Origin of the sequence: Streptomyces sp. NPDC048295, assembly GCF_040652135.1 — a bacterium.
GTDB lineage: Bacteria > Actinomycetota > Actinomycetes > Streptomycetales > Streptomycetaceae > Streptomyces.
Genome location: NZ_JBEZLL010000008.1, coordinates 85,541 through 101,147, shown reverse-complemented (window position 1 = coordinate 101,147; position 15,607 = coordinate 85,541). Strand labels below are relative to the sequence as shown.

14 protein-coding genes are annotated in these 15,607 nt (G+C 72.6%); 13 read left to right on the top strand and 1 reads right to left on the bottom strand.

Translation table 11 applies throughout. The annotated features are described in order from the left end of the window. Positions 1 to 160 precede the first annotated feature (160 nt). The 5 genes from AB0D53_RS14305 (at position 161) to AB0D53_RS14285 (ending at position 6,468) form a co-directional block, all read left to right on the top strand. The gene (locus tag AB0D53_RS14305; RefSeq protein WP_362445058.1) at positions 161 to 649 is read left to right on the top strand and encodes a hypothetical protein; all 489 of its coding nucleotides are present in this window, start codon (positions 161 to 163) and stop codon (positions 647 to 649) included. A gap of 80 nt (positions 650 to 729) precedes the next feature. After that, complete coding sequence (locus AB0D53_RS14300; RefSeq protein WP_362445055.1) at positions 730 to 3,963, top strand: S41 family peptidase; 3,234 nt, start codon at positions 730 to 732, stop codon at positions 3,961 to 3,963. Between the two features lie 177 nt (positions 3,964 to 4,140). Next, a complete protein-coding gene (locus AB0D53_RS14295; RefSeq protein WP_329821073.1) occupies positions 4,141 to 4,500 on the top strand; it encodes a histidine triad nucleotide-binding protein in 360 nt (119 codons plus the stop codon). Positions 4,501 to 4,518: 18 nt separating this feature from the next. Continuing rightward, positions 4,519 to 5,427 (top strand): ribonuclease Z, encoded by a 909-nt coding sequence (locus AB0D53_RS14290; protein ID WP_362445051.1) that lies wholly within the window; start codon positions 4,519 to 4,521, stop codon positions 5,425 to 5,427. Between the two features lie 48 nt (positions 5,428 to 5,475). Beyond that, a complete protein-coding gene (locus AB0D53_RS14285) occupies positions 5,476 to 6,468 on the top strand; it encodes an adenosine deaminase (protein ID WP_362445048.1) in 993 nt (330 codons plus the stop codon). Here the strand turns inward: AB0D53_RS14285 and AB0D53_RS14280 are convergent. Further along, on the bottom strand, positions 6,432 to 7,787 hold the full coding sequence (locus tag AB0D53_RS14280) for an MFS transporter (RefSeq protein ID WP_362445045.1): 1,356 nt from the start codon (positions 7,785 to 7,787) through the stop codon (positions 6,432 to 6,434). The genes AB0D53_RS14285 and AB0D53_RS14280 overlap by 37 nt on opposite strands. 338 nt (positions 7,788 to 8,125) lie before the next feature. On the opposite strand from AB0D53_RS14280, the gene AB0D53_RS14275 reads away from it, so the two are divergent. The 8 genes from AB0D53_RS14275 (at position 8,126) to AB0D53_RS14240 (ending at position 15,578) form a co-directional block, all read left to right on the top strand. After that, positions 8,126 to 9,250, top strand: a complete 1,125-nt coding sequence (locus AB0D53_RS14275) for a PfkB family carbohydrate kinase (protein WP_362445042.1) — start codon at positions 8,126 to 8,128, stop codon at positions 9,248 to 9,250. A gap of 142 nt (positions 9,251 to 9,392) precedes the next feature. After that, the gene (locus AB0D53_RS14270) at positions 9,393 to 10,421 is read left to right on the top strand and encodes a PhoH family protein (protein ID WP_362445039.1); all 1,029 of its coding nucleotides are present in this window, start codon (positions 9,393 to 9,395) and stop codon (positions 10,419 to 10,421) included. Positions 10,422 to 10,433: 12 nt separating this feature from the next. After that, complete coding sequence (ybeY, locus tag AB0D53_RS14265; protein WP_072483570.1) at positions 10,434 to 10,931, top strand: rRNA maturation RNase YbeY; 498 nt, start codon at positions 10,434 to 10,436, stop codon at positions 10,929 to 10,931. Beyond that, positions 10,928 to 12,220: a hemolysin family protein gene (locus AB0D53_RS14260; protein ID WP_362445035.1), complete on the top strand. Its 1,293-nt coding sequence runs from the start codon at positions 10,928 to 10,930 to the stop codon at positions 12,218 to 12,220. The genes ybeY and AB0D53_RS14260 overlap by 4 nt, the downstream gene beginning before the upstream one ends. Further along, positions 12,217 to 12,570 carry an MmcQ/YjbR family DNA-binding protein gene (locus AB0D53_RS14255; RefSeq protein ID WP_362445032.1) on the top strand — a complete coding sequence of 118 codons (354 nt, stop codon included), beginning with the start codon at positions 12,217 to 12,219 and terminating at the stop codon, positions 12,568 to 12,570. The genes AB0D53_RS14260 and AB0D53_RS14255 overlap by 4 nt, the downstream gene beginning before the upstream one ends. Positions 12,571 to 12,611: 41 nt before the next feature. Further along, positions 12,612 to 12,965 carry a cytidine deaminase gene (locus tag AB0D53_RS14250; RefSeq protein ID WP_329821081.1) on the top strand — a complete coding sequence of 118 codons (354 nt, stop codon included), beginning with the start codon at positions 12,612 to 12,614 and terminating at the stop codon, positions 12,963 to 12,965. A gap of 235 nt (positions 12,966 to 13,200) precedes the next feature. Next, entirely contained in the window at positions 13,201 to 14,550 is a 1,350-nt protein-coding gene (locus AB0D53_RS14245) for a beta-xylosidase (RefSeq protein ID WP_362445633.1), read from the top strand. Between the two features lie 83 nt (positions 14,551 to 14,633). Continuing rightward, positions 14,634 to 15,578: a DUF916 domain-containing protein gene (locus tag AB0D53_RS14240; RefSeq protein ID WP_362445028.1), complete on the top strand. Its 945-nt coding sequence runs from the start codon at positions 14,634 to 14,636 to the stop codon at positions 15,576 to 15,578. Positions 15,579 to 15,607: the final 29 nt, after the last annotated feature.

The following is a 15,607-nucleotide window of genomic DNA, read 5'->3' as shown; positions in this document are numbered from 1 at the left end:
CCGGGACCTGTGCGCCCGCTGTGCGCCCCGTCGCGTGCGCCGGAGTCGCTCGCGGTTCCGGCCGCAAGCCGTCTACCGCTTCACGGGCGAACGGTGGGAAGGTGCCCGTATGGGGACATCAAGGGCATGGGCCCGGGGAAGAGAACGGCGCTTTCTGGCCGTGTCCGCACTCGTGGTGGCGGCGGTCGCGGGTGCTGTGGGCTGTGAGCCCGTGGGCGGGCTGAACTCCGCGTCCATCGCCGTGACCACCGATCAGGTCGGCACCGGCGCACTGGAGCGCAACGGGGTCGATGTGCGGTGGCTGAGCTGCACCGCCGGAGTCGACGGGGAGGGGTTCGGGATCGGGGCCGCCTCGCCCGCCGCCTCCGCGCGCCGGATCGCGGACGTCGACTGCACCGGCAAGACCGGGAGCGGCGAGGCCATCACGCTCACCGGCAAGGTCACCCAGGAGCTCAACGGGCGGTGTGTGCGCGGCGACCTGACCGCGAGGGCGGGCGGGAGGTCCGTCTTCCGGGCGGATGTCCTCGGCGACTGCGACGCCGCCCCCTCGACCGCCGTGGTGAACCCGCGGCCGGCCGCGGGCGGTGCGGGCTTCCGGCCGACGGTCACCGTGACCGTGACGGTGACCGAAGCGCCCCTGGGCAAGTGAGTCCGGCGGGCGCCCGGCGGCCCGTCGTACTCCGGCCAACCCGGTTACGCAGAGCATGGCCGCGGCCTAGGGTGATCGGTGTGACACAGCCTGCCTACCTCCGATACCCCCATGTCCAGGGCGATTCGATCGCCTTCACCGCCGAGGACGATGTCTGGCTGGCGCCGCTGGACGGCGGCCGTGCCTGGCGCGTCAGTGCCGACAACCGGCCTGTCACCGGCCCGCGGATATCGCCCGACGGAACCCGGGTCGCCTGGACGTCCACCCGGGACGGGGTGCCCGAGGTGCACGTCGCACCGGCCGACGGCGGCCCCTCGGAGCGGCTCACCCACTGGGGCGACGGGCAGACCGCCGTCCACGGCTGGACGCCCGGCGGCGAGGTGCTGGTCATCAGCGCCCAGGGTCAGGCCTCGCACCGGCGCACATGGGCCCGGGCCGTCCCGGTCGACGGCGGACCCGCACGGACCCTGCCGTACGGGCCGGTCGGATCGCTCGCGTACGGGCCCGGCGGCCGGGTCCTGCTGCTCTCGGTCACGATGGGCCGCGAGGCCGCCACCTGGAAGCGCTACCGGGGCGGCACGGCAGGCAAGTTGTGGATCGAGCAGGAACCCCCGGCGGACGGCCCGGCGGAGTTCGTACGGATCCACGCGGAGCTCGACGGCAACATCGAGTGCCCCATGTGGGTGGGGGACCGCATCGCCTTCCTCTCCGACCACGAAGGCGTCGGAGCGGTCTACTCCTCGCTCCCCGACGGCTCCGGCCTGCGCCGCCACACCGGCACCGAGGGTTTCTACGCCCGCCACGCGACCACCGACGGCACCCGCGTCGCCTACGCCTCGGCCGGCGAACTCTGGCTGCTGGACGACCTGGAGGGCGACGGCCCCCGCCGCCTCGACATCCGGCTCGGCGGCCAGCGCACCGACCTCCAGCCGCACCCCGTGCACGCCGGCAGCCACCTCGACTCCGCCTCCCCGGACCGCACCGGCCGCGGCAGCGCCGTCGGGACGCGCGGCGCCGTCCACTGGGTCACCCACCACGGGGGCCCGGCCCGCGTACTCACCGCCGAACCGGGCGTACGGGCCCGGCTGCCCCGCACCTTCCAGGCCGACGGCGACCAGCACGTCGTCTGGGTCACCGACGCCGAGGGCGACGACGCCCTGGAGTGCGCACCCGCCACCGGCACCGCCCCCGGTTCCGCACCGCGCCGCCTCGCCGCGGGCCGCGTCGGCAGGGTCCTCGACCTCGCCCCGGCCCCCGACGGCAGCCGGTTCGCCGTCGCCGCGCACGACGGGCGGGTCCTGATCGTCGAGCGGGAGAGCGGTGAGGTCCACGAGGTGGACCGCAGCGAGCACGGCGACGCCTCCGGCCTCGTCTTCTCGCCCGACTCCGCCTGGCTCGCCTGGTCCCACCCCGGGCCCGAGCCGCTCAGCCAGCTCAAGCTCGCGCACCTGGCCGACTTCTCGGTCACCGAGGCCACCCCGCTGCGCTTCCGCGACTTCGCCCCCGCGTTCACCGGCGACGGCAAGCACCTCGCGTTCCTCTCCGAGCGGTCCTTCGACCCGGTCTACGACGCCCATGTCTTCGACCTGGCGTTCATCGGCGCCTGCCGCCCGCATCTGATGACGCTCGCCGCCACCACGCCCTCCCCGTTCGGGCCGCAGCGCCACGGCCGCCCGACCGAGAAGGAGAAGGGCGGCGGCGAGGGCGACCAGGACAACCCGACCGCGCTGCCCGTCACCCGCATCGACCTCGAAGGGCTCGCCGACCGGATCCTGCCGCTGCCCGTCGAGGCCGCCAGCTACTCCACGCTGCGGGCCGCGAAGGACGGCCTGCTGTGGCTGTGCCACCCGGTGACCGGGGTGCTCGGCACGAGCGGAGCCACACCCGAGTCGGGGCGGCCCGAGACCGTGCTGGAGCGGTACGACCTGGAGAAGCTGCGCTGCGAGGAACTCGCCTCGGGCGTCAAGGACTTCGCGGTCAGCGGGGACGGAAAGCGGATCGTCCTGCACACCCGGGGCAAGCTGCGCGTCGTACCGTCCGACAGCCATGTCTCCGCCGACGACGAGGACGGCGGCAGCGACGGCGGCATCACCGTCGACCTCTCCCGGATCCGGCGGATCCTCGAACCGGCCGCCGAATGGCGCCAGATGTACAACGAGGCCGGACGCATCATGCGGGACAACTTCTGGCGCCCCGACATGGGCGGCCTCGACTGGGACGGGGTCCTGGACCGCTACCGCCCGGTGCTGGAACGGGTCGCCACCCATGACGACCTGATGGACCTGCTGTGGGAGGTGCAGGGGGAACTCGGCACCTCGCACGCCTATGTGAGGCCGTCCGGCGGATGGTGCGACGACTCGGCCCGGCAGGGCCTGCTCGGCGCGGACATCTCCCGTGCGGAGGACGGCGGTTGGCGCATCGACCGGATCCTGCCGTCCGAGTCCTCCGACCCGGAGGCCCGCTCGCCGCTCGCCGCGCCCGGGGTGGCGGTGCGCGCCGGGGACACGATCCTCGCCGTCGACGGCTGCCCGGTCGACCCGGTGACCGGGCCAGGACCGCTGCTCACCGGCTCGGCGGACAAGCCGGTCGAGCTGACCGTCTCGCCGGTGGACGGCGGCGGCCCCCGCCATGTCGTCGTCGTACCCCTCGCCGACGAGGAGGCGCTGCGCTACCACGCATGGGTCGCCGGCCGGCGGGCGTACGTGCACGAGCACTCCGGCGGGCGCCTCGGCTACCTCCACGTCCCCGACATGGTCGGCTCGGGCTGGGCGCAGCTCCACCGCGATCTGCGGATCGAAGTGGCCCGCGAGGGACTGGTCGTGGACGTCCGGGAGAACCGCGGCGGCCACACCTCGCAGCTGGTCGTGGAGAAGCTCGCCCGCCGCGTCGTCGGCTGGGATCTGCCGCGCGGCAGACGGCCGTTCAGCTACCCGCAGGACGCGCCGCGCGGGCCGGTGGTCGCCGTGGCCAACGAGTTCTCCGGCTCGGACGGCGACGTCGTGAACGCCGCGATCAAGGCGCTGGGCATCGGGACGGTCGTCGGTACCCGGACCTGGGGCGGCGTGGTCGGCATCGACAGCAGGTACCGGCTGGTGGACGGGACGTTGGTCACCCAGCCCAAGTTCGCTTTCTGGCTGGAGGGTTACGGCTGGGGCGTGGAGAACCACGGGGTCGATCCCGATGTCGAGGTCGTGATGACGCCGCAGGACCATGTGGCGGGGCGGGACCCGCAGCTGGACGAGGCGATCCGGATCGCGCTGGCTTCACTGGCGAGGACGCCGGCGAAGCGGGCGCCGGAGCTGCCGGAGGCGTAGCGGCGGGGCGCGGGTGGGGTGCGGCCGCGGCGGGCGTGTTCCCCCGCCCGCCCCTTCCCGTGACCGGGGGCGCTGCCCCCGGGCCCCGCTCCTTGATTGCCGGAGGGGCTGGATTGCGGGCCCGATAGCATGCCGTACAACGATCACCACGACCATCACCTACCGAGGAGCCGCCCCATGGCAGGAGAACCGCAGCCCGACTGCCTGTTCTGCAAGATCGTCTCGGGCGAGATCCCGGCCACCATCGTCCGCGAGACCGAGACCACCGTCGCCTTCCGCGACATCAACCCGCAGGCTCCCACCCACGTACTCGTCATCCCCCGCGTCCACCACCCGGACGCCGCCGCGCTCGCCGCCGCCGAGCCGGCGATCGCCGCCGACATACTGCGTGAGGCCGGGCAGATCGCCGCCGACGAGAAGATCGTGGACACCGGGTACCGGGTCGTCTTCAACACCGGCTCCGGCGCCGGCCAGACCGTCTTCCACGCGCACGCCCACGTCCTGGGCGGCCGCGGACTGCAGTGGCCCCCCGGCTAGAGCGGCCGGTCGCACACCGTGTCCGTACGCGAACTCGTGGTCCTCGGCACCGCCAGCCAGGTCCCGACCAGACACCGCAATCACAACGGCTATCTGCTGCGCTGGGACGGCGAGGGCATCCTCTTCGACCCGGGTGAGGGAACCCAGCGCCAGATGCTGCGGGCCGGTGTCGCCGCGCACGACATCAACCGGATCTGCGTCACGCACTTCCACGGCGACCACTCGCTGGGCCTGGCCGGGGTGATCCAGCGGATCAACCTCGACCAGGTCCCGCACCCGGTCACCGCGCACTACCCGGCGAGCGGGCAGCACTTCTTCGAACGGCTGCGGTACGCCACCGCCTACCGCGAGTCCGTCGAGCTGACCGAGGTCCCGGTCGCCGCCGACGGGGTGCTCGCCACCACCGACGCGTACACGCTCAGCGCCCATCGGCTCTCGCACCCCGTCGAGTCGTTCGGCTACCGGCTCGTCGAGCCCGACGGGCGGCGCATGCTTCCGGAGAAGCTCGCCGAGCACGGCATCAAGGGCCCGGACGTCGGCCGGATCCGGCGCGAGGGCGCCCTCGGCGACGTCACGCTCGACGACGTCTCCGAGCGCAGGCGCGGCCAGCGGTTCGCGTTCATCATGGACACGAGGCTCTGCGACGGCGTGCATGTGCTCGCCGAGGGCTGCGACCTGCTGGTCATCGAGTCGACCTTCCTGGACGAGGACGAACGGCTCGCCACCGACCACGGCCATCTGACCGCCGGCCAGGCGGCCCGGGTCGCCCGGGACGCGGGCGTGCGGCACCTCGTGCTGACGCACTTCTCGCAGCGGTACGACGACCCGGCCGCCTTCGAGACCCAGGCCCGCGCGGCGGGGTACGAGGGCGAACTGACCGTCGCCCAGGACCTCGGCCGGGTCCCCGTGCCCACCCGGCACCTCTGAACACACCAGCACCACACCAGCACCACCGTCTGTGAGCGTGAAAAACCCGTGCACCTCCCCAAAGCCGAACTCCACCTCCACATCGAAGGCACCCTCGAACCCGAACTGGCCTTCGCGCTCGCCCGGCGCAACGGCGTGCGACTGCCCTACGCGGACACCGAGGAGCTCCGTACCGCCTACCTCTTCGAGGACCTGCAGAGCTTCCTGGACCTGTACTACGCGCTGATGGCGGTGCTCCGGACCGAGGAGGACTTCGAGGAGCTCGCCGACGCCTACCTCGCCCGCGCCGCCGCACAGGGCGTCCGGCACGCGGAGATCTTCTTCGACCCGCAGGCGCACACCGCCCGCGGCGTCCCGATCGGCACCGTCGTCGAGGGGCTCGGCCGGGCGCTGGACCGCAGCGAGGAGAAGCACGGCGTCTCCACCCAGCTGATCATGTGCTTCCTGCGCGACCAGTCGGCCGAGTCGGCGCTGGAGACCCTGGAGGCGGCGAAGCCGTATCTGCACCGGATCAGCGCGGTCGGCCTCGACTCGGCGGAGGTGGGCCACCCGCCCGCGAAGTTCCGCGAGGTGTACGAGGTGGCCGGGGCACTCGGGCTGCGCAAGGTCGCGCACGCCGGCGAGGAGGGCCCGCCCGAGTACATCCGGGAGGCCCTGGACGTCCTCGGGGTGGAGCGCATCGACCACGGGCTGCGCTGCATGGAGGACCCGGAGCTGGTGGAGCGGCTGGTCGCGGGCCGGGTGCCGCTCACCCTCTGCCCGCTGTCCAACGTACGGCTGCGCGCCATCGACACCCTGGAGGAGCACCCGCTGCGGGCCATGATGGCCGCCGGGCTGCTCTGCACGGTGAACTCCGACGACCCCGCCTACTTCGGCGGGTACGCCGGGGACACCTTCCACGCCGTCCGCGAGGCGCTCGGCCTGGACCAGGAGCAGCTGCGCACGCTGGCCCGCAACTCCTTCGAGGCGGCCTTCCTCGACCACGACGAGGAGCGCAGGGCGCGCTATCTGTCCGAGGTCGAGGCGTACGCGTTCGACTGACCGGCCGCGCCCGCCGGGCCGGCCGTCCGGAACGCGGCCCGGACCGGGCGCCTGCGGCGCACGGGCAGGCTGATCTCCGTGACGGCCTGCTCGGGCGCGCCCAGCTTGGGCACGGCGCCCGGCACCGCTCCGGTGGTGACGGCGAGCAGCGCGGCCGGGGCACCGCCCCTGCGGCGCACCGATCCCGGCACCAGCGGGCGGCCGCCGGTGTGCAGGGCGACGGCCGTGAACGGGGCCGCGACCAGGAGGGTGAGGGCGCCCAGGATCAGGCCCATGACCGGGTAGCCGGCCTGCTCGGACAGCACACTGCCGAGCACCGGCCCGCAGGCCACCCCGACGGACGACGCGGAGCCCGCGAGGACCGCCCAGCGGCCGCGTACGTCCAGGGAGGCGGCCAGACCGATCAGGTACGACAGGACCACGGGGTAGACCGTGTTCCAGAGGATCTCGCCGGTCGCGAACCGGCCGAGGCTCCCGGCCGACGAGCTGAGCACGATGCTCGCCGCGATGATCACGGTGCCCAGACCGATCGGCACCGCCCGGCCGAGCCTGGCGCCCAGCACCCCGGCGCCCATCACCCCGAGCAGACCCGCGCCGAGCGCGGCGGCGAACACCGCGCCGATGGTCACCTCGGAGAGCCCCGCCTGAGCCACCCCGATCCGGCTGCTGACGCCCCACAGCGCGTTCTGCGCCATGGACCAGACGAGCATGCCGCCCGCGAGCACGAGACCGGAACGGCGGTGCGGCAGCCGGGCGGCGGCCGGGGCGGCGGGGCCGGCGGGCACGGCGCCGCCGAGCCGTGCGGTGGCCGGCCAGACGACCAGGGCGACCAGGGCGATCGAGGCGAACGGCAGCCGGTGGCCGCCGCCGAGGTGCGGGATCGTCAGATAGAGGGCGCCCGCCGTCGCGGAGACGCTGAGCAGCCCGAGCGACGAGGTCCGGTGCGGATCGCGCTGGGCGGCGATGCCCGAGGCGGCCACCGCGGTCGCCGTACCTGAGCCGAAGCCGCCGATCATCGCGCCCACGACCACCAGCGGGACCGATCCGGCCAGGGCGGCGCAGCCGTACCCCGCCATGGCCAGCACCAGCCCGATCCGGGCCGGCCGCCGCGGCCCGTACGTCTCGACCCGGCCCGCCAGCGTGAACCCGGCGGTCGCCGAACTCAGCAGCAGGGCACTGCCGACCAGACCGGACTGCGCCGTACTGAGGCCGAGATGGACGGAGAGCCGCCCGACGATGGTGGGGAGCAGATAGGCGGCGAGGTAACCGGCGGTGAACACGGCGACCAGGGGCCACGCGGCGCGAGGGCGCGAGGACATGGGCGTTCCTGAAGACATGCCGATACGGCAGAGAAGGCAGGGGAGGGCAATGCGGGAAATACGGGGAAGTCGGGCCACTCGTCGGCAACCGTCGCCGAAGGGGCTCGCGGGCCAATTTGTATCAACCGCGGACAGTCGACCGAAAGGCACCCCCGTGTGATCTGGGTCACGTTTGCGTTTATGCTCCGGGAGTGCGGGTAACAGCGCATGTTTATGCAGGTCAGCGGCTGAATGCGGGGTGCCGCGGCGGGCCTTGTCGGCACCGACGGCGCGCACGCTCCGGTTACGGCGGTGAATCGGGCACACTGGCTGGATCTGCCACGACCGGGGAGTGCAAGGTGAGCACGGACATTCCAGGGATCGACCCACTGGACGGGCTGCGCGCCCCGCAGGACCCGGACTGCGACGTCTTCCTCACCGGCACGGTCTTCCTCGACATCATCTTCACCGGCCTGGACAGCGCCCCGGTGCGCGGCACCGAGTCCTGGGCCCGCGGCATGGGCTCCAGCCCCGGCGGCGTGGCCAACATGGCCACCGCCCTGGCGAGACTGGGGCTGCACACCTCGCTGGCCGCCGCCTTCGGCGACGACCACTACGGGGAGTACTGCTGGGACGCCCTGGAGCAGGGCGAGGGCATCGACCTGTCCATGTCGCACACCGTCCCCGGCTGGCACTCGCCGGTGACCGTCTCGATGGCCTACGAGGGCGAGCGGACGATGGTCTCGCACGGCCACGAGGCCCCCGGCCCCGAGGGCACCCACGGCACCGCCCTGCCCGCCGGGGAACCGTCCTTCCCGCGCTGCCCGCCCCGCGCCCGCGCCGCCATCGCCTCGCTCGCCCCCGGTCGCAGCGAACCATGGGTCGCCACCGCGGCCCGCAACGGCGCCCGGATCTTCGCGGACGTCGGCTGGGACGAGACCGGCCGCTGGGACCTGGACGCCCTCACCGACCTGGAGCACTGCCAGGCCTTCCTCCCCAACGCCGAGGAGGCGATGCGCTACACCCGCACCGGCTGCCCGCGCGCCGCCGCCCACGCCCTGGCCGAGCGCGTCCCGCTCGCCGTGGTCACCCTGGGCGCCGAGGGCGCGTACGCGGTGGACTCGGTGACCGGGGAGAGCGCCGAGGTGCCCGCGATCGAGGTCGAGGCGCTCGACCCCACCGGCGCCGGCGACGTCTTCGTCGCCGGTTTCGTCACAGGCACCCTGGCGGACTGGCCGCTGGCCGACCGGCTGGCCTTCGCCGGGCTGACCGCGGCGCTCTCGGTCCAGGAGTTCGGCGGATCGCTGTCGGCGCCGGGCTGGGCGGAGATCGCCGCCTGGTGGCAGCAGATCCGTACCCTCGCCGACCAGGACCCGGCCGCGCTCCAGCGGTACGCCTTCCTGGAGGAACTGCTGCCCGCCGCCGCCCGGCCCTGGCCGCTGCGCCGCGCGGTCCCGACGATCGGCTTCCGGCATCCCGCCTGACGGCGGGGCACGGCCGTTCGTGAGCGTGTGCGAAAAAGCTCTCGGTGTTGTCGGTGCGGAGTCGTAGGCTTGGTAATCCGAGAGGTTGTCGATCGGCGAGGACCTTGCAACGGGAGGTATGTGCAGGCCACAGAGCCGGCCCATGACTCAGACACCCACAGCCCAGACCCCTGCGCCGAGGCAGGCGCGAGCCCACTTCACCGTCCCCGCCAGCCATCCGATGGTGACCGTTCTGGGCTCAGGCGACGCCTTGCTGCGCGTGATCGAGACGGCCTTCCCGGCGGCCGACATCCACGTCCGGGGAAACGAGATCAGCGCCGCCGGAGACGCGACGGAAGTCGCCCTGATCCAGCGCCTGTTCGACGAGATGATGCTGGTGCTCCGCACCGGTCAGCCGATGACGGAGGACGCAGTGGAACGCTCGATCGCCATGCTCAGGGCGACGGAGAACGGCGAGGGGGACGGCGAGGAGACCCCGGCCGAGGTGCTCACCCAGAACATCCTCTCCAGCCGCGGTCGCACGATCCGCCCCAAGACGCTCAACCAGAAGCGGTACGTCGACGCGATCGACAAGCACACGATCGTCTTCGGCATCGGCCCCGCCGGTACCGGCAAGACCTATCTCGCCATGGCGAAGGCCGTCCAGGCCCTGCAGTCCAAGCAGGTCAACCGGATCATCCTGACCCGTCCCGCCGTCGAGGCGGGCGAGCGGCTCGGCTTCCTGCCCGGCACGCTCTACGAGAAGATCGACCCGTACCTGCGCCCGCTCTACGACGCGCTGCACGACATGCTCGACCCCGACTCGATTCCGCGTCTGATGGCGGCGGGCACGATCGAGGTGGCGCCCCTGGCGTACATGCGCGGCCGCACGCTCAATGACGCGTTCATCATTCTCGACGAGGCGCAGAACACCAGCGCCGAGCAGATGAAGATGTTCCTGACCCGGCTCGGCTTCGACTCGAAGATCGTCATCACCGGTGACGTCACCCAGGTCGACCTGCCGAACGGCACCAAGAGCGGTCTGCGCCAGGTCCAGGAGATCCTGGACGGCGTCGAGGACGTGCACTTCTCCCGGCTCACCTCCCAGGATGTCGTCCGGCACAAGCTCGTCGGCCGTATCGTCGACGCGTACGAGAAGTACGACAACCGAGACAGCCACAAACGGAAGTAGTCGCAGCGCACCATGTCGATCGACGTCAACAACGAGTCCGGAACCGAGGTCGACGAGCAGGCGATCCTCGACATCGCCCGCTACGCGCTCGCGCGGATGCGGATCCACCCGCTCTCCGAACTCTCGGTGATCGTGGTGGACACCGACGCCATGGAACAGCTCCACATCCAGTGGATGGACCTTCCGGGCCCGACCGATGTCATGTCCTTCCCGATGGACGAGCTGCGTCCGCCGGCCAAGGACGACGAGGAGCCCCCGCAGGGGCTCCTCGGTGACATCGTGCTCTGCCCGGAGGTCGCCAAGAAGCAGGGCGAGGACGCGGAGACCCGGCACTCCATGGACGAGGAGCTCCAGCTCCTCACCGTCCACGGAGTGCTGCACCTCCTCGGGTACGACCACGAGGAGCCGGACGAGAAGGCCGAGATGTTCGGCCTCCAGGCGGCGATCGTCGACGGCTGGCGCGCCGAGCACGGTCTGACCGGTCCGTCGCCCGCCCCCACCGTCTCGTGAGCGTTCCTCTCGTACTCGGGGCCGTGCTGCTGGTCGTCGTCGGCTGGCTGGCGGCCTGCGCGGAGGCGGGCATCGCCCGGGTCTCCAGCTTCCGGGCCGCCGAGGCGGTCCGCTCCGGGCGGCGCGGCAGCGGGAAGCTGGAGCAGGTCGCGGCGGATCCGACCCGCTATCTCAATGTCGCCCTGCTGGTGCGGGTCGCCTGCGAGATGTCGGCCGGGGTGCTCGTCACGTACGCCTGCCTGAAGGAGCTCCCGCAGACCTGGGAGGCGCTGGCCGTCGCCATGGGCGTGATGGTCCTCGTCTCCTACGTCGCCATCGGCGTCTCGCCGCGCACCATCGGCCGCCAGCACCCGCTGAACACCGCCACCGCAGCGGCGTACGTCCTGCTGCCGCTGGCCAGGGTCATGGGCCCGATCCCGCAGCTGCTGATCCTCATCGGCAACGCGCTGACCCCGGGCAAGGGCTTCCGCAAGGGCCCGTTCGCCAGCGAGGCCGAACTGCGCGCGATGGTCGACCTCGCCGAGGCGGAGTCGCTGATCGAGGACGAGGAGCGCCGCATGGTGCACTCCGTCTTCGAGCTCGGCGACACGCTGGTGCGCGAGGTCATGGTGCCGCGGACGGACCTGGTGTGCATCGAGCGCTACAAGACGATCCGGCAGGCACTCACCCTGGCCCTGCGCTCCGGTTTCTCCCGGATCCCGGTCACCGGGGAGAACGAGGACGACATCGTCGGGATCGTCTATCTCAAGGACCTGGTCCGCAAGACCCACATCAACCGCGAGTCGGAGGCCGATCTGGTCTCCACCGCGATGCGCCCGGCCGCCTTCGTGCCCGACACCAAGAACGCCGGTGACCTGCTGCGCGAGATGCAGCAGGAGCGCAGCCACGTCGCCGTGGTGATCGACGAGTACGGCGGCACGGCGGGCATCGTCACCATCGAGGACATCCTGGAGGAGATCGTCGGCGAGATCACCGACGAGTACGACCGCGAGCTGCCGCCCGTCACGGTGCTGGGGAGCGACTGCTTCCGGGTGACCGCGCGCCTCGACATCGGCGACCTCGGGGAGCTGTTCGGCCTCGACGAGTACGACGACGAGGACGTGGAGACCGTCGGCGGACTGCTGGCCAAGGCGCTGGGGCGGGTCCCGATCGCCGGGGCCTCGGCCGTCGTCGACCTGCCGGACGGCCGCCGGCTGCGGCTGACCGCGGAGTCCCCGGCGGGCCGCCGCAACAAGATCGTCACGGTGCTGGTGGAGCCCGTGGCACCGCAGGGGGAGGACGAGGAATGACCCCGCAGCAGCTGAGGGCCTTCTGTCTGGAGTTCAACGCGAGCGCCGAGGAGTTCCCGTTCGGCCCCGAGACCTCCGTCTTCAAGGTGCTCGGGAAGATGTTCGCGCTCACCGCGCTGGACGCCCGGCCGCTGACGGTGAACCTGAAGTGCGACCCGGACGAGGCGGTGCGGCTGCGGGAGAAGTACGACGCGGTGGTGCCGGGCTGGCACATGAGCAAGCGGCACTGGAACACGGTGACGGTGTCCGGGGTGCCCGACCGGCTGCTCCGCGAGCTGATCGAGGACTCCTACGACTTGGTGGTGGCGGGACTGCCGAAGGCGGACCGGCTGCGGCTCGACCGGCCGTAGGCGGTGCGCGGGACGGCACGCCCGGTTCGTATGCTCGGCACATGACTGAGAGTACCGACCTCGGCGCCGAGGACCGCAAGATCGTCACGCTGGCGCGCAGCGCCCGCGCCCGCAACGGTGTGCCGGAGGGCGCGGCCGTACGGGACGAGACCGGGCGCACCTACGTCGCGGGCACCGTACGGCTGGAGTCGCTGAAGCTCAGCGCGCTGCAGACCGCCGTGGCGATGGCCGTGGCCAGCGGGGCCACCTCCCTGGAGGCGGCCGCGGTCGTCTCCGAGGCCGAGACCCCGTCGGCCGAGGACCGTGCCGCGGTACGGGACCTGGGCGGCCCGGAGACCCCCGTACTGCTCGCCGGGCCCGACGGCACCCTGCGGGTCAGCGTGACGGCGGGCTGACCCGATCCGCACACCGTGTACGAAAGCCCCGCACCCGGCCGGTGCGGGGCTTTCGCGTCACCGGGCGCGGGAAGCGCGGATCTTGACAGTATCTGATGGGTCATCAGCTCAAGCGTCCCGCTGCCATTGACTTCTTCGGAGCCGGAGCCGTCAATGGGCCCCCGTCGGCGCGGAGAGCCGCCGCGCCGCATCCGCAGGAGGGGGCTCCATGCGCCAGACCGTCCGAAGCATCAGCATGCGAAGATCCGCTGCCCGAAGACGGCCGGGCCGCCGCTGGGCCGCCGCGCTGGGTGTCGGCGCGCTCGTCGTGGCCGCGGGAGGGGGGCTCGCGGGCCCCGCGCAGGCGATGGTCACCGCCTCGGTGCCGGTGGACTTCCCCACCCACTGCATCCCGCCGGCCATCGCGGGCATCCCGCCGATCGACGGGACCACGAAGGCCGAGATCACCGTCGACAACGCCGCCCCGAGGGTGGGCGACACGGTCACGGTCACGTACACCGTGGTCGAGGCCGCCGCGAGCAACCCGGTCGATCTGGCCCTGCCCGCCGACATCATGACGCCGACCGGCAAGGTCACCGTCGGCGGTGCGCAGAGCGCGAGCGTCACCGTCGCGGGCCCGAAGAAGAACGACCCGGTACCCGGCAAGGGCGTCTTCCCGTCGTTCTCGATGACCGGCACCTTCACGGTCACCGCACCCGGACAGATCACGCTCTCGCCCGGCGACTACAACATCCACACCAGCTACATCATGGAGCTGGACACCCCCTGCACGGTGACGAATCCGCCCGCCCCCGTCTCCGAGACGATCATCGCGACGGACGACGGCGGCCAGGTCAACGAGCGTGCCATCCAGCTCGGGGCCGCGTCCGGCAAGGCGGGCGAAGCGGTCACCGTCACCGGGTCGAAGTTCACCCCCGGCGCGGACATCACCCTCGCCGGCCGGGCCGGTGACGCGGCGACCGCCGACACGGCCACCGCCAAGGCGGACGGCTCCGGCAGCTTCAGCGGCCGGCTCACCGTCGACGATCCGGCGACCACCGGCATCGTCGCCTACGAGGGCGGCAGCTGGGACCCGGCCAAGGGCGCCGGCCCGCAGGCCTACACCGTCACCGGTGGCGGCGGCGAGGTCCCGGACGGCAGCCAGCGGCTCAACACCTCCATCGAGGCGGGCACGCTCTCCATGGTCCAGGCCGGGGACACCGTCGAGATGTCGGCAGTCGACTTCGGCCGCGGCGGTGCCTCCCGGGGCTCCTTGCAGACGGTCACGGTCGAGGACTTCCGCGGCGGCCCCGCGGGCTGGTCCCTGACCGGAAAGGTCACCGACTTCAAGGGCCCCGGCGGCGCGACGATCGGCGCCTCCGCGCTCGCCTGGACCCCGGTCTGCGCGACGAAGCCCGGCAGCCCGAGCACCTGCGCGGCGGGTTCCGCGGGATCGGTCGGCAGCGCGGGCGCCACCCTGGCGTCCACACCGAACGGGACCGTCACCGGCGGCGAGTTCACCGTCGACGCCCGGCTCGCGCTGAAAGTACCGGCGTACACCGCCCCCGGCGCGTACTCCGGCGTGCTGACCCTCACCCTGACCTGACCGAGCGGTCCCGACCAGCAGGCGGACCGGGCGCGCACCCGCCCGGACCGCCCGTCCCGACCACCACCCGGGGGCTTCGCACCGTGCGCACCATCTATCTGACTCTCCTGGCCGGCGCCCTCCTGCTGATCGGCGCGCCCGCCGCCCACGCCGCGGACAACGGCAGCTGGTCGGTCTACCCGGCCACCGAACGGGCCGGTCAGCGCCCGTACTTCTACCTCTCGGCCGATCCCGGCGCCACGCTCCACGACAAGGTCACCGTCACCAACAAGACGGACCGGCCGCAGACCTTCCGGCTGTACGCGGCCGACGCCTACAACACCGCGCGCGACGGCGGCTTCGCCGTACGGGCCCGCGACGAGCGGCAGCGCTCGGTCGGCGCCTGGGCCAGGACCGACCGCGACCGGGTCACCGTGGAGCCGCACGGATCGGTCACCGTCCCGCTCACCATCACCGTCCCCGAGAGCGCCGAACCGGGCGACCACCCCGGCGCGCTCGTCGCACTCGACGAACGCGTCGACCCCGCCGACGCCGGTTCCGTCGCCGTGGGCATCCAGAAGGCGGTCGGCGCCCGGATCTATCTGCGGGTGAACGGCCCCACCATGCCCGCCCTCTCCGTGGACGACATCCGGGTCGAGCACACCCAGCCGCTGGTCCCCGGCACCGGACGGAGCCGGGCCGTCATCTCGTACACCCTCCACAACCGGGGCAATGTCACCCTCAGCCCCAAGGTCGCACTCAAGGCCGAGGGGCTCTTCGGACGCACCCTGCTCGCCCGCGACCTGAAGCGCATCCCCTCCGAACTGCTGCCCCGCCAGGAGGTACGGCTGACCGAGCAGTGGGCCGACGCGCCCCAGCTGGAATGGGGCGAGATCCGGCTGACCGCGAGCGCCCGGCAGACCCGCGAGTCCGCCGCCGCCCCGTACTTCGCCCTGCCCTGGCTGATGGCCGGGATCCTGCTGGTGATCGTCGGCGGGGGTACGGCGATGTGGGTACGGGCCCGCCGGAGCCGCGCCCGTACCGCCTGAGGCGACACCCCGGCACGCCCCGCCGCGGC